This window comes from Streptomyces sp. NPDC059398, from assembly GCF_042751845.1.
Lineage (GTDB): Bacteria > Actinomycetota > Actinomycetes > Streptomycetales > Streptomycetaceae > Streptomyces.
This window is the reverse complement of record NZ_JBHYWP010000029.1, coordinates 37,956-50,250: the sequence shown is the minus strand read 5'-3', so window position 1 is coordinate 50,250 and position 12,295 is coordinate 37,956. Positions and strand designations below refer to the sequence as shown.

Below are 12,295 nucleotides of genomic sequence, written 5' to 3'. Positions count from 1 at the left end.
GTCAGGCTCCCAGTCGGTTGATCTCGTCGCGGAAGGACTGCTCGGTCCACGGGGTGCCGTCGGGGGAGTGCACCTGACGGGCGTTGAGTCCCCGTACGACGTCGGCCAGTTCATGGCCCTCACGGGTGAAGACCTCTTCGAGCGCCGAGGCGAGCCGGTACTCGTAGGGGGTGGGCTCATGGGTGCGCGACTGATGTACGTCCAGGTAGGGCCAGTCGGTGGTCACAGTGCCTCCAGGAGGGGTTCGATGGTCATCAGAGGTCGAGGACGAGAGGACCCGAGGCGCAGCGCGACACACAGATCATCATGGTCGCGTTCGACGCGTGCTCGGTCTCGCTGAGGACGAAGTCCCGGTGGTCCGGGGTGCCTTCGAGCACCCGGGTCTCACAGGTCCCGCAGATGCCGTCCCGGCAGGAGCTGCCGACCGGGATGCCCGCGGCTTCGACGGCCGCCAGGACGGAGGTGCCGCTGCCGACCGGGACGGTGACACCGGACGCGCGGCACTCCACATCGAAGGCCGTGTCGTCGCCGGCCGGCTCCACGGCCGGCGCGGCGAACCGCTCCACCCGCAGCAGTCCGGCGGGGCAGGCCGCCTCCACGGCGGCGAGCAGCGGCTCGGGCCCGCAGCAGTACACCAGCGTGCCCGGCCCCACGCCGTCCAGCGCCGCCGCCAGATCGATATGCCCCAGCTCGTCCTGCGGATGCCGGAGCACGTCCCCGCCGAGCGCCGCCAGTTCGGCGCCGAACGCCATGGATGCCCGGGTCCGGCCGCCGTGCACCAGGGTGTACGGAACGGACCGCCGCTCCGCATCCCGGGCCATCGGGAGGATCGGGGTGATGCCGATTCCGCCCGCGATGAAGACGTAACGCTCGGCCGCCTCCAGCGCGAAGTGGTTCCGCGGCCCGGTGGCGTCGACCCGCTGGCCCGGGCGCAGCCGGGTGTGCACATACCGTGAACCGCCGCGTGACGACGGCTCGTCGAGTACGCCGATGCGGTACCCGGAGAGGTCGTGCGGGTCGCCGCAGAGCGAGTACTGCCGGGTCAGTCCGCCGATCTCCAGATCGAGATGGGCGCCGGGCTCCCAGGCCGGCAGCGGCTTGTCGTCCGGATGGGCGAGACCGACCGAGAGGACCCCATCGGCCTCCAGGGTCATCGTGCGGACCAGGAGCCCGAGCCGGTGTTCGCCGGTCGCTTCCATGGTGGCCTCCCTAAGCGGTGGGGATGGTGACGGGCGGGGTGAACGGGTTCTTCATCGGGCCGAGCGCGGCCAGATCGACCTCGACGAGCACCGGACCGCCGGAGGCGACGGCGTGTTCGAGCACCGGGTGCGCGTGCTCGGTGGCCGCTATCCGGGCGTACGGGAGGCCACAGGCACCGGCCAGCCGCTCGAAGTCCGGGGTGGTCAGATCCACTCCGGAGCGCCGGTCGCTGTAGCGGTCCTGCATATTGCGGAGCACGCCGTAGCCGCCGTCGTTGAACACGACGAGGGTCAGGGCCGGGCGTTCCTGGGCGAGCGTGAGCAGTTCGCCGAGGTGGACGACGAGGCCGCCGTCGCCCGCCAGCACCACGGTCGGGGTGTCCGGCCGGGCGAGCGCGGCCCCGATGCCCATGCCGAGGCCCTGTCCGATGCCACCGCCGCGCGGGAAGACATTGGACCGGGGGTCGTACATGTCGAGCAGCCGGTTGCCCCAGCTGCTGGAGGCGATGGTGACATCGCGGGCGACGACCGCATCGCGCGGCAGCACCGCCCGCAGCGCGTCGCAGACCGCCGCCTGCGGGCCGATCGAGTCGTGCAGCCGGGCCCGTACCTCCTCGCGTACGGAGGTGATCCGGGCCGTCCACTCCGGCTCGGCGGCGCGCGCGTGCGGCAGCAGCGATTCCAGTACATCGGCCGCACGTCCGTGCAGGGCGTGGCGCGCCGGGTAGACACGGCCGGGCGCCGCCGGGTCGGTGTCTAGCTGGATATGGGCCGCGGGCAGTTCGAGCGTGTAGTCGGCGGTCTCGTTGGACCGGAAGTGGGTGCCGATGCTGAGCAGCACATCCGCATCGGCGAGCAGGGCGCGCGCGGCCGGGGTGGTGGCGAAGTTGCCGATGACCGCCGGGTGGTCCTCGGGCACCGCCCCGCGCCCCGAGTTGGACGTCAGCAGGCCCGCGCCGGTCGCCGCGAGCAGCGCTGTGAGCTGCGGCCCCGCCCCGGTCGCGCCGCCGCCGGCCCAGACCAGCGGGCGCCTGGCGGACCCCAGCAGCGCCGCGGCCGCGGCGAGTTCGGCCGCGTCCGGCACCGGGTGCGGTGCTTCGGCGGGCGCCGACCCGTCGTCCGTCTGCGCCGCGTACTGCAGATCCACCGGCCATTCGACGCTGCCGGGACCGCCCGCGGAGGCGAGCGCGGCGCGGGCCGCCTCGCGCAGCAGACGCCCCGCGTCAGCGGCCGATGTGACCGTCGCCGCGTAGGCGGAGACCGCGCGCAACATCGCGAGCTGGTCCTTGGTCTCGTGGATGAAGCCGCGCCCGCCGCCCAGATAGGCGCTGTCGATCTGCCCGGTGACATGCAGGACGGCGGTGCCGGCGCTGAGCGACTCGACGAGCGATCCTGCCGCGTTGCCCGCGCCGGTGCCCGTGGAGGTGAGCGCGCAGCCGATCGAGCCGCGCGCCCTGCCGTAGGCGTCGGCCGCGCTGACGGCGGTGGCCTCGTGCCGTACGGGTACGAAGCGCAGCTCCCGGTCGACGGCCTCGACCAGCGGCAGATTGTGCACGCTGACGATGCCGAAGACCGTGTCGATGCCGAGTTCGCGCAGGACGGCGACGAGGAGATCGCCCCCGGTGGTGTGACGCATGGTGGTCTCCTCAGAGGATGGAGCGGCCGACGCCGCCGCAGACGTCGATGCCGGTGCCAGTGATGTACGAGGCGCGGGGTGAGAGCAGGGCCACCACCGCGTAGGCGACCTCTTCGGCGCGGCCGAGCCTGCCGAGTGCGACCCCGCGGTCGGCGGCCAGCTCCGCCTGCCACTGCTCGTACGGCAGCGGGGTGCCGGATGCCGCGTGGCGGCGGGTCCACTGGCCGGTGTCGACCAGGCCCAGGCAGACCGAGTTGACCCGGATGCCGTCCGGGGCCAGCTCCTGCGAGAGGGATTTGGAGAGGTTGAGGATCCCGGCGCGGGCGGCACTGGTGGTGATGAGCCGCGGTTCGGGCTGCTTGGCCAGGACCGCGTTGATGTTGACGACGGATGCGACGGGCGAGGCGCGCAGCAGGTCGAGCCCCGCGTGCACCGGGTTGAGAATGCCGGCGAACTTCAGCTCCAGCTCGTCCCGCCAGTCGTCGGCCGTGCTCTCGGCGAAGCTCTTCATCCGCGACTGCCCCGCGTTGTTGACGAGGCCGTCCAGCCCGCTGAAGTGCTCGGCGGTGCGTTCGGTGAAGCGGCGGACCGCTCCGGCGTCCCGTACGTCGCAGACTCCGGTGAGCAGCCGGTCTTCGCCGGCGCCGAGACCGGCCGCCGCGGCGGCGAGCCGGCCCGCGTCGCGCCCGCAGGCGGCGACGCAGGCGCCTTCGTCGAGCAGGGCGCGGACCGTGGCCAGGCCGACGCCCGAGCTGCCGCCGGTGACCAGTACGGTGCGGTCGGCGAGGCCCAGATCCATAGCAGTTGCTCCGAGGGTCAGTTCATGGTGAAGCCGCCGTTGACGGCGATCACCTGTCCGGTGAGATAGCGGGACTCGGCGCCCAGCAGGAACGAGACGAGTCCCAGCAGGTCGTCGGCGCGCTGCGGGCGTGAGATGGCCCGGTTGGCGCGGTACAGCTCATGGCGCTCGGCCGGTACGGACTCGGTGGCCTCGCCCTCGGTGATGCCGGGGGCCACCGCGTTCACGGTGATGCCCCGGTCGCCGAGTTCACGGGCCATCGCCCGGGTGAGCGCGATCACGGCGCCCTTGGACGTGACGTAGTGGGCGAGCCGTACCGAGCCGTAAAGTGCGGCGTCGGACGCCAGATGGACGATGCGTCCGCCGTCGCCGTGCGCGAGGAGCTGGGGCAGCAGGGCGCGGGAGACCAGCCAGGGGGAGCGGGCGTTGACGGCCATCAGCCGGTCCCACTCCGCGACGGTGATGTCCTGGAACTCCTTGCCGCCCACGCCGTTGGCGAGCGCCGCGTTGTTGACGAGACCGTGCAGCGGCCCGAGGTCCGCGACCGCGGACGCGAGCGCGTCGACCGATCCGGGGTCCGCCACGTCGCACCGTACGAAGTGGGCGTCGAGCCCCTCGTCGCGCAGCGCCCGTACCGCCGTGCCGCCGCGCTCCGGGTCCACTTCGGCGACCACGGTGCGGAAGCCGTCCCGGGCGGCCCGGCGGGCCATGGCCAGTCCCAGGCCACGGCCGGCGCCGGTGATGACGACCGTGCGCATCAGTCGCGGGTCACGCCGTGCATCGGCGAGTGCTCGGGGTAGGTCGGGACCTGCGGCTTCTGGGTGCCGATGACGACGCAGAACAGTGCGTCGGTTTCGCCCTCGTTCTTCAGCGAACGCGCCACACCCGCCGGGACCACGATCATGTCGCGGTAGCCGAGGGTGCGGAACTCCGCCTCGCTGTCGCCGCGGTGGATGCCGACGCGGACCTCGCCCTCCAGGACGAAGAACGCCTCCTCGACGTCGTGGTGGGTGTGCTCGGGCCCCTCGGCGCCGGGCGGCAGCAGCATGTTGGAGAAGGTGAAGCCGCCGGACGGCAGGATCCTGTTGTCTCCCTCGTGGTTGCCGGTCGCGCCGGAACCGACGTAGCGGATCTGCGCGCGCCGGTACTGCTCACCGGCCTTGGCCTGGAAGGCCAGGGTGTCCCAGTCGGGCTCGCGGGAGTCCTTCGACGCGATCAGCGAGTCGGTGTAGCGGGCGAGGTCGCCGCCGTTGTCGTACGCGGTGGTGGTGACGGGCATGACGTGCTCCTTCTGCGCGGTACCGCGCGGGTGGGTCATTCCGGGATCTGTGCGGTGATACGGAGGTGGGAGAGGACCCAGGCGTTGAAGGCCCGGGGCTGCTCCTGGTTGGCCAGGTGACCGGCGTCCTTGACGATCACGTAGGCGGACTTGTGGAGTGAGCCCGCGATCAGCTGGCTCGCCTCGGCGCCGGTGACCCGGTCCTGGTCGCCGCAGATGACCAGGGCGGGCGCGGTGACTCCGGCGAGTTCGGTACGGAGGTCGGCCGCCGCCATCGCCTCCGCCGCGTAGCCGTAGCCGGGCAGCCGGACAGCTGCGGCCATGGTGTCGACGACCTTGCGCACCAGGGCGGGGGGCGCCGCTCCGGAGACGAGCCGGGGGCCGCGCCGTTCGGCGAAGGCCCGGGGCCCGGCGGCCGCGAGCTCGGCGGCCCGCTCGCGCATCGCCGCCGCCTTCGCCGGATCGGCGCCCGAACCGGCGCTGGAATCGGCGACGATCAGCGACTCCACGAGCCCGGGATGACGGGCGGCCAGCCGCAGCGCGATGACCCCGCCCCAGGAGACGCCCAGCACATGGGCGCTGCCGCCGCGCTCCTCGATGAGGGCCGCGGCCGCGTCCGCGTAGTCGTCGAGCGTCAGCGGCCCCGCCGGGTCGGGAGAGGCCGCGTAGCCCGGCGCGTCCCAGGCCACCACCCGTACGTAGGCGGAGAGTTCACCGAATTGCGGGGCGAAGGCGGCGGACGACGAGCCGATGCCGTGCAGACAGAGCAGCAGCGGCCCCTCGGTGCCCGCCTCCGTCACATGCGGTGCGGCGACCGGTGCGGCGGTCACAGCAGCTGCCCTGTCCGCCCGGCGACGGCCGCGATGCTGCGCAGCACCGCGTACGGCACGATCCGGCTGGTGGCCGGGTTGCCCGGATCCGGCAGATGTGCCACTTCGAAGCGGTACGAACCCTGCGGCCCCTCCGCCTCGATCAGATGGCGGGTACGGTCGGCGCCCGGGTCGGCGATCACCCGGACCCGAACCGCGTCCAGGTCTCCCACGGCGAGGGCCACCGAAGCGGCCACATTGGTCGACTTGGGGAACTTCACCGGGATGTCGCGTGCGGTGCCCGACATGACCTCGACCGGACCGGTCGCCGCGCGCATCCGGGCCAGCAACTCCCCGTCCATCCAGGGCTGTTCAAGCGTCGAGGGCAGTTTGGTGGTGGTCAGCCGTACGTCGTGCAGCGGCCCGAGGCCCCGGGCTGCCTGGAGCAGGTCCAGGCCCCCCACGGCGCCCGATGTGAAGTACACCCGGCCCGGCCCCGCGTCCAGCAGCCGCTTCGCCAGTTCCTCGTCGGTGAGCGCCCCGGTCGACGCGACCAGCAGATCGGTTCCGGACCGCAGGATGCGCTCGGCCCACTCCCGTACGACGCCCTGGCCCGCCGCCTCCACGATCAGATCGCAGCGCTCCAGGGCCTCCTCGAAGGTCAGCTGCGGGGCGGGGGCCTCGCCGATCGCGCGGTTGTCGACCACGCAGACCAGTTCGGCCCCTTCGACGGCGCCTGCGGCGAGAGCGGTGCCCACGGTGCGGCCGATGGCGCCCCAGCCGACGAGTCCCACGCTGCGGGTCATACCGGAACCTCCTCGGTGTCGGTGTCGGTGTCGGTGTCGGTGTCGGTGTCGGTGCCGGTTGTCGCCGGGGCGGTGGCGGCGAGTGGGCCGGGGTCGGGGGTGCCCGCCATCCGGGTGCGGATCTCCGTCGACGGCGGACCCGCCGTCCCCCAGAGATCGGACAGTTCGGGGGTCCGCCGCCAGACCCGGGCGATCCAGGTGTCCTCCACGATCTGCGCGACATCGGACGTGTACTCGCAGACGAGCCCGGCCGGGTCGGTGAAGTACGAGAAGGTGTTGTTGCCGGGACCGTGCCGGCCGGGTCCCCACTGCGGGACGATGCCGTGGTGGCGCAGCCGGCCGAGCCCGCGCATGAAGTGGTCGACCGAACTCATCTCGTAGGCCACGTGGTTCAGCGAGGCCCACTCGGCCTGGTTGAAGGCGATGCAGTGGTGGTCGGTGTTGCAACGCAGGAACGCCATCTGGTGCTCGGACCAGTCGGAGACCCGCAGGCCGAGTACGTCGCGGTAGAAGGCGACCGAGGCGTCGATGTCGGCCGTGTTGAGCACGGTGTGGGTGACGCCGACCGGCACCGAGCCGTCCCGGCCGCGCGGCGCGACCGCCTCGACCTCGGCGCTGATCTCGATGAGCCGGTGCTCGGGGTCGGTGAAGCGCAGCCCGTAGCCGCCGCCCACCTGGTCGAGCGGCCCGGGGCCCGCGACCGGTGTGATGCCGCGGGCGAGCAGCCGTCGGGCGGCCTCGTCCACATCGGCCGGTGCGGCCACGGCGAAGGCGATCCTGCCGAGGCCCGTGCGGTCGGCGCGGGTGAGGTGCAGCACATGGTGCTCGGCGCCGGTGCCGCGCAGCCAGCGCGCACCGGGGCCGGACTCGACGCTCTCCAGGCCCCAGACCTCCTGGTAGAAGTCGGCGGTCTCGGTGAAGGCGGGGGTGAACAGCTCGACACTGCGCAGTGACCGCAGCCGGGCGATGGGGGGTAGGGGCATGACTGTCTCCAGACGGGCTGTGACGAGCGGCCGGACGGGGCCCAGCCGGACAGGACTACAGAGCGGCCCAGGGCAGAGGGGCGTCCGATGTGCCCCAGTACAGGGACTTCTGACGCTGGTAGGCGCGGATGGAGTCGCGGCCCTTCTCCCGCCCGAGCCCGCTGTCCTTGAGGCCGCCGAAGGGGGTGGCGATGCTGAACTGCTTGTAGGTGTTGATCCAGACGGTGCCGGCCTCGATCCGGCGGGCGATCCGCCAGGCGGCCCGGTGGTCCCGGGTCCAGATGCCGCAGGCAAGCCCGTACACCGAGGTGTTGGCCCGCCTGACCAGGTCGCCCTCGTCGTCGAAGGGCAGTGCGGCGACGACCGGTCCGAAGATCTCCTCCTGGCAGGTGCGCGAGGAGTTGTCCAGGCCGTCCAGGACGGTCGGCAGGTAGTAGGCCCCGTCCCGGTAGCCGTCGCCCGGCGGCACCGACCCGCCGCAGAGCACCCGGGCCCCCTCGGCGCGCGCCAGATCGACGCGGGCCGCGACGGAGTCCCGGTGGCTGTGGTGCACCAGTGGGCCGACCTGGGTGTCCGGCGCGGTGCCGGGTCCGACCCGCAGTCTCCCGGTGCGCGCGACGAGTTCCCCGACGAACGCGTCGTAGATCTCCCGCGCCACGAAGAGCCGCGAACCGGCGATACACGACTGGCCGCTGGAGGAGAAGACCCCGAACATGACCCCGGCCAGGGCCTGTTCGATGTCGGCGTCGGCAAGGACGATCGTCGGTGACTTGCCGCCCAGCTCCAGTGAGACCGGCATGATCTTCTCGGCCGCGGCGTGCGCGATGCTCCGCCCGGTCTCCGTACCGCCGGTGAAGCTGACCTTCCCGGTACGGGGATGGCGCACGATAGCGTCGCCCACGACGCTGCCGCGCCCGGGGAGCACCGACAACAGCCCGGCAGGCAGCGCGAGTTCACCGAGGGCACGGGTGATCAGCCGGCCCAGCGCGAGGGAGACCAGCGGGGTCCACTCGGCCGGCTTCAGCAGGACCGCGTTGCCGCCGGCCAGCGCGGGCGCGAGCTTCTGCGCGTCACTGGCCACCGGGGAGTTCCAGGGGTTGATCGCGCCCACCACGCCGATGGGTTCGTAGGTGCTCATCGTGAGGTAGTCGCCGCGCGCCGGGGTGACCGCCTCCTCGGCGGTCTCCAGGGCGGCGGCCGTGTACCGGAAGGTCCCGGCCGCACTGGCCACCAGGGCGCGGGTCTCGGTGAGGGCCTTGCCGGTGTCGGCGGTCTGGAGCGCGGCGAGGTGTTCCGCCGCGTCCTCGGTCAGCTCGGCGATCCGGTGCAGCAGCCGGGCCCGCTGGTGGGGAAGGAGCGCACGCCAGACCGGGTCGGCGGCGGCGCGGGCCGCGCCTTCGGCGGCCTCGTCGACCTCCGCCGGGGTCACGGCGTGCACGGTGGCGAGCACCCGGCCGGTGGCCGGGTCGGTGGTCTCGGCCGGGGCACCGGCGCCGCGGCGCCACACACCGGCCACGAGCGCTTCGTCGGGTACGTCGGCAGCAGGGGACCGGGGCATACGGGAGCCTCCTGGCTGAACGGGGTTGATGGGGAGCTTGGTTGGCTGAGGGCTAGAAATCTAAGGGCTTAAATATTTCGACGCAACCCCCAATTACTTGGTGATTTACCTGTGCAGACCCTTGACGTCGTCCGGTGTGCGGGCGATACAACTTAAGCGCTAAGAAACTTTGACCTAACGCGCTTCGCGGCCCGGGTTGCGGACAACCCCCTTGGGACACCGCGTTTCTTCCGCCCTCGCGCCTCGCCTCGCCCTCGCCCCTCAGCCGTGGAGTCGGAGGACCCCGCATATGACGATCGACGCTTCAGCGGACCGAGCCGTCCGGGCGGCCGTCGCCGCCCGTTTCGAACGGCTCCCGATGAGCCGCTGGCATGTCACCGTCCGGCTCATCGTGGGCGCCGTCACCTTCTTCGAGGCATTCGACCAGCTCCTGATCGCCTACGCGATGCCCCAACTGCGCGGTGAGTGGCATCTGGCCGACTCCGCCGCCACCTGGCTGCTCACCGTCGGCTCCGTCGGGATGCTCATCGGCGCGGTGCTCTCCGGCCGGCTCGCCGACCGGATCGGCCGGGTCAGGGTCATCGCCCTGTGCGTGGCCGTCTCCAGCGCCGCCAACCTCGTCCTGGCCGCGACCCCGTCCCCCGGCTCCTTCATGGTGGTGCGCTTCATCCAGGGGCTGGCCATCGGCGGCGAGGTCCCGGTGGCGGCCACCTTCATCGCCGAGATCACCCGCAGCCACCGGCGCGGGCGCTTCGTACTCCTCTACGAGCTGGTCTTCCCGGCCGGACTCACCGTGGGCGCCCTGGTCGCCGCCTGGGTGGTGCCGCTGCTCGGCTGGCGCTGGATGTATGTGCTGGCCGCGGTGCCGGGGGTGCTCTGCGTCCTGGTGCAGCGCGCCGTACCGGAGTCCCCGCGCTGGCTCGCGGAACACGGCAGGGTCCAGGAGGCGTCCGATGTGATGGCCCGGATCGAGGCCGAGGTCGCCCGCGCCACTGGGAAGCCGCTGCCGCCCGTCACCGACCCGGCGCCGGACGAGGAGGTGACAGCGCCCGGACCGGTTCCGGAGTCCGGACCGGTTCCGGAGTCCGGGGCGGCTCCGGAGTCCGGGGCCAGCGGTCTGCGCGGGCTGTTCACCGGCCGCTACCGCCGCCGCACCCTGGTGATCGGCGCCCTCTGGTTCACCGGCTACTTCGTCAACTACGGCATCACCTCATGGCTGCCGACGATCTACCAGAACCGCTACGGGCTCTCGCTCTCCGACGCCCTGCTCTACTCGACCGTGACGGCCTGCGCCGGACTCGTGGGCTGTCTCGCCGCCGCGCTCACCGTGGACCGTGCCGGCCGCAGGCGCGTCATCACGGTCTGCCTCGCGGGAGCCGCCGTACTGCTCTTCGTCCTCGCCCACCTCGGCGCCCGGACCCCGCTCCAGGTGCTGGTGTGGACCTCGCTCGCCGCCGTCTTCTTCTTCGGCTCCAACATCTGCCTCTACCTCTACACACCCGAGCTCTTCCCGACCCGGATGCGGGCGCTGGGCAGCAGTGTGGGCGGAGCGATGAACCGGCTCGGTGTGATCCTCGGGCCCATCGCCGTCGGCATGGTGTACGCCGGAGGACATGTCTCCCCGGTCTTCGTGGTGCTGGGAGCGGTGGCCCTGGCGGGCGCCGTGGTCGCGGTGCTCGGCGCCGAGGAGACGGCGGGGCGGCGCCTGGAGGAGGTCTCGCCCTGATCGCGCCCTGATCTCGTCCTGAGCCGGGCGGGCGGCGCTGCGCCTGAGCGACCGTGCGGATCCGTCCTGGCCGGTCCGCCCCGGTGGATCCGCTCCAGGCCGGCCCATCCACGAGGTTCCGCTCCCGGCCGACCCGCCCAGGTTGCCCGCCCGGTGGTTCCGCTCCCGGCCGGCCCGTCCGCCCCGGTGTCACTCCCAGAGTGCCGAAGGCGCCTCCTTGCGGACCACCGGGGCGATCTCCTCGGCGAACCGCTGGAGCGTCTCCAGCTGTTCGCCGCGCGCCAGGCCGAATCCGTCGACACTGACGGACTGGAGATCGTGCCGGTAGACCTCGTGGTATCCGAGGATCTTGTCGATGATCTGCTGCGGTGACCCGATGAGCTGCGGCCCGCTCCCCATGGCGTCCTCGATGGTGCGGAACGGGGTGTTGTATCCGGCCCGGCCCGCCAGTTGCGGCTTGAAGGTCTGGGCCACCTTCGCCTCGTACAGCCCCTTGAAGCGCTCCACCGCCTGCTGTGAGCTGTCGGCGATCAGCAGACCGCCCGACCCGGCGGCGACATGGGCCCGCGCCGGGTCGTGGCCGTACTCCTCGAACTTCTCGCGGTAGTGGGCGATCAGCTCCGCGTACGCCTCACGCGGCTGGATGGCGTTGGCCGTGAAGAGGGGATCGCCGTGACGTGCCGCCAGTTCGGGGGAGTTGAGGCTGGTCGCCGACCCGTGCCAGACGCGCGGGGGCCCGCCGTAGGGGCGCGGAAGGGTCGTCACCCCGTGCAGCGCGGGCCTGAACTCGCCCTCCCAGTCGACCTCCTCCTCGCTCCAGAGCCTGCGCAGCAGCTCGTACTTCTCCTTCTGCAGGTCCCACTGCCGCTCCTCTTCGAGCCCGAAGAGCGAGAAGTGCCCGGCCTCGGCGCCCTTGCCGACGACCAGCTCGACACGGCCGCGCGACAGCTGGTCCAGGGTCGCGTAGTCCTCCGCGACCCGGACCGGATCGAGGATCGCCAGCACCGTGACGCCGGTGAGCAGTCTGATCCGGGAGGTACGCGCGGCGAGGGCGCCCAGCACCACGGTCGGGCTCGACGACAGGAAGGGGCCGGCGTGCCGCTCGCCGACGGCGAACGCGTCGAACCCGAGCCGCTCCACCGCCGCCCCGGCATCGACGACCTCGGCCAACCGGTCGGCGGCGGAAGGCAGTTCACCGGTCAGCGGATGCGGAGCGTGGCTGATGAGGGAGAGCACCTGAAACTTCATGGTGCCACTCTGAGTGCCGCATATTGCGGCACTGTGGCAGCCGTGTGGCACGACCGCGGACCGGCACCGCCGCCCTGCCGCGGACACGGGTGACGGGCGGCCGGACCGGCGCCCCCGCCGCCGGACACAGGTGAGGGGGGGGCCCCCCCGGGCCCCCCCCACCCCACACTGGGGCACTGCGGGGGGGAGAGTGTTTGGGAGTTCAGCCGCGACCCAGGCCCCGGCCACGTGCGGGGGCCCGGCCCGCGTGGG

12 protein-coding genes are annotated in these 12,295 nt (G+C 72.5%); 1 reads left to right on the top strand and 11 read right to left on the bottom strand.

The window, feature by feature from the left end; genetic code table 11:
• Nucleotide 1 precedes the first annotated feature (1 nt).
• Genes ACFXBC_RS13630 through ACFXBC_RS13585 form a run of 10 tightly spaced genes read right to left on the bottom strand, consistent with a single transcriptional unit; the run spans nt 2 to nt 9,069 of the window.
• Nucleotides 2-226: a recombinase-like helix-turn-helix domain-containing protein gene (locus ACFXBC_RS13630; protein ID WP_385023019.1), complete on the bottom strand. Its 225-nt coding sequence runs from the start codon at nt 224-226 to the stop codon at nt 2-4.
• Nucleotides 227-254: 28 nt separating this feature from the next.
• Nucleotides 255-1,199, bottom strand: coding sequence for a PDR/VanB family oxidoreductase (locus ACFXBC_RS13625; RefSeq protein WP_385023017.1), 945 nt, complete (start codon nt 1,197-1,199; stop codon nt 255-257).
• Nucleotides 1,200-1,209: 10 nt separating this feature from the next.
• Nucleotides 1,210-2,835: a thiamine pyrophosphate-binding protein gene (locus ACFXBC_RS13620; RefSeq protein WP_385023015.1), complete on the bottom strand. Its 1,626-nt coding sequence runs from the start codon at nt 2,833-2,835 to the stop codon at nt 1,210-1,212.
• A 10-nt stretch (nt 2,836-2,845) separates the two neighbouring features.
• A complete protein-coding gene (locus ACFXBC_RS13615; RefSeq protein ID WP_385023013.1) occupies nt 2,846-3,634 on the bottom strand; it encodes an SDR family oxidoreductase in 789 nt (262 codons plus the stop codon).
• A gap of 17 nt (nt 3,635-3,651) precedes the next feature.
• Nucleotides 3,652-4,392, bottom strand: a complete 741-nt coding sequence (locus ACFXBC_RS13610) for an SDR family oxidoreductase (RefSeq protein WP_385023011.1) — start codon at nt 4,390-4,392, stop codon at nt 3,652-3,654.
• A complete protein-coding gene (locus ACFXBC_RS13605; RefSeq protein WP_385023009.1) occupies nt 4,392-4,913 on the bottom strand; it encodes a cupin domain-containing protein in 522 nt (173 codons plus the stop codon). Before ACFXBC_RS13605 ends, ACFXBC_RS13610 begins: the two co-directional genes overlap by 1 nt.
• Nucleotides 4,914-4,948: 35 nt before the next feature.
• A complete protein-coding gene (locus ACFXBC_RS13600; protein WP_385023007.1) occupies nt 4,949-5,743 on the bottom strand; it encodes an alpha/beta fold hydrolase in 795 nt (264 codons plus the stop codon).
• Complete coding sequence (locus ACFXBC_RS13595; protein ID WP_385023005.1) at nt 5,740-6,528, bottom strand: aspartate dehydrogenase domain-containing protein; 789 nt, start codon at nt 6,526-6,528, stop codon at nt 5,740-5,742. Before ACFXBC_RS13595 ends, ACFXBC_RS13600 begins: the two co-directional genes overlap by 4 nt.
• Complete coding sequence (locus tag ACFXBC_RS13590) at nt 6,525-7,511, bottom strand: VOC family protein (RefSeq protein ID WP_385023003.1); 987 nt, start codon at nt 7,509-7,511, stop codon at nt 6,525-6,527. The genes ACFXBC_RS13595 and ACFXBC_RS13590 overlap by 4 nt, the downstream gene beginning before the upstream one ends.
• Nucleotides 7,512-7,566: 55 nt before the next feature.
• Nucleotides 7,567-9,069 carry an aldehyde dehydrogenase gene (locus ACFXBC_RS13585; protein WP_385023001.1) on the bottom strand — a complete coding sequence of 501 codons (1,503 nt, stop codon included), beginning with the start codon at nt 9,067-9,069 and terminating at the stop codon, nt 7,567-7,569.
• Nucleotides 9,070-9,358: 289 nt separating this feature from the next.
• Here ACFXBC_RS13585 and ACFXBC_RS13580 point away from each other — a divergent pair, with 289 nt between their 5' ends.
• Entirely contained in the window at nt 9,359-10,795 is a 1,437-nt protein-coding gene (locus ACFXBC_RS13580; protein ID WP_385022999.1) for an MFS transporter, read from the top strand.
• A gap of 189 nt (nt 10,796-10,984) precedes the next feature.
• On the opposite strand, the gene ACFXBC_RS13575 is transcribed toward ACFXBC_RS13580, so the two are convergent.
• Entirely contained in the window at nt 10,985-12,043 is a 1,059-nt protein-coding gene (locus ACFXBC_RS13575) for an LLM class flavin-dependent oxidoreductase (RefSeq protein ID WP_385022998.1), read from the bottom strand.
• Nucleotides 12,044-12,295: the final 252 nt, after the last annotated feature.

Coding starts and splice junctions, on each gene's coding strand:
- ACFXBC_RS13625 (WP_385023017.1), bottom strand. CDS start 1,199: ATGGAAGCGACCGGCGAACACCGGCTCGGGCTCCTGGTCCGCACGATG.
- ACFXBC_RS13620 (WP_385023015.1), bottom strand. CDS start 2,835: ATGCGTCACACCACCGGGGGCGATCTCCTCGTCGCCGTCCTGCGCGAA.
- ACFXBC_RS13615 (WP_385023013.1), bottom strand. CDS start 3,634: ATGGATCTGGGCCTCGCCGACCGCACCGTACTGGTCACCGGCGGCAGC.
- ACFXBC_RS13610 (WP_385023011.1), bottom strand. CDS start 4,392: ATGCGCACGGTCGTCATCACCGGCGCCGGCCGTGGCCTGGGACTGGCC.
- ACFXBC_RS13605 (WP_385023009.1), bottom strand. CDS start 4,913: ATGCCCGTCACCACCACCGCGTACGACAACGGCGGCGACCTCGCCCGC.
- ACFXBC_RS13595 (WP_385023005.1), bottom strand. CDS start 6,528: ATGACCCGCAGCGTGGGACTCGTCGGCTGGGGCGCCATCGGCCGCACC.
- ACFXBC_RS13590 (WP_385023003.1), bottom strand. CDS start 7,511: ATGCCCCTACCCCCCATCGCCCGGCTGCGGTCACTGCGCAGTGTCGAG.
- ACFXBC_RS13585 (WP_385023001.1), bottom strand. CDS start 9,069: ATGCCCCGGTCCCCTGCTGCCGACGTACCCGACGAAGCGCTCGTGGCC.
- ACFXBC_RS13580 (WP_385022999.1), top strand. CDS start 9,359: ATGACGATCGACGCTTCAGCGGACCGAGCCGTCCGGGCGGCCGTCGCC.
- ACFXBC_RS13575 (WP_385022998.1), bottom strand. CDS start 12,043: ATGAAGTTTCAGGTGCTCTCCCTCATCAGCCACGCTCCGCATCCGCTG.